The following is a 253-nucleotide window of genomic DNA, read 5'->3' as shown; positions in this document are numbered from 1 at the left end:
CCCCGGCCGTCGAGGCGCCCGAGGTCGTGGAGCTGGCCGCCGCCGAGCTCGGCCCGGTGTCCGCCGGCGCCCGGGTGCTCGAGGTGAACGCCCGCACGCAGAACTCCGCCCGTCCGCCCCTGCGCGGCGCGAAGAGCGTCGTCGCCGGCGGACGCGGCGTGGGCTCCGAGGGGGGCTTCGCGATCGTCGAGCAGCTCGCCGACGGGCTCGGCGCCGCCGGGGGCGCCTCGCGCGCCGCCGTCGGCTCCGGCTA

Annotated in this window: 1 protein-coding gene; it reads left to right on the top strand. The window is 81.0% G+C overall.

What is annotated here, in order from left to right; translation table 11 throughout:
* Positions 1 to 253 (top strand): FAD-binding protein (locus KVS67_RS12390; RefSeq protein ID WP_217565486.1); only part of this gene is annotated, 253 nt, incomplete at both ends.

The sequence above is a fragment of the Micrococcus sp. GbtcB5 genome, assembly GCF_019091605.1.
GTDB classification, from domain to species: Bacteria; Actinomycetota; Actinomycetes; order Actinomycetales; family Micrococcaceae; genus Micrococcus; species Micrococcus luteus.
The sequence above is the reverse complement of the archived record's forward strand: the minus strand, read 5'-3'. Positions and strand labels throughout refer to the sequence as shown.